General features: G+C 61.7%; 1 protein-coding gene. It reads right to left on the bottom strand.

Features of this window, described 5'->3' with window-relative positions:
- A partial coding sequence (locus KVT44_RS56180; RefSeq protein WP_217577004.1) for a hypothetical protein occupies nucleotides 1-266 on the bottom strand: 266 nt, incomplete at both ends.

Here is a 266-nt window from a genome sequence, read left to right as displayed (position 1 = left end):
CGGCCTGCTTGGACAGCAGGGCGGCGGCGTTCTGGTTCTTCAGGCCAGGATCGTTGATGGGCGTGATCGTCACATCGAACTTGGCGCGCCCCCGCTTCGGCACATGATCCCGGAAGATCTGAGTGAGTTCCGGGACACCCGGGAGAACCGCACTGCTGACCCCTGAACCGAAGACGGTGACAAGGCGGCGATCCGCCTCCTCGGCTATCCCCTCAAGGCGGATTCTAAGGTCAGAGATGTCGCCGACGTCGATTGGATCCATAAGA

The sequence above is a fragment of the Streptomyces sp. GbtcB7 genome, from assembly GCF_019091445.1.
In the GTDB taxonomy this organism is placed as follows: Bacteria; Actinomycetota; Actinomycetes; order Streptomycetales; family Streptomycetaceae; genus Streptomyces; species Streptomyces mirabilis.
This window is presented reverse-complemented; position numbering and strand designations above follow the sequence as displayed.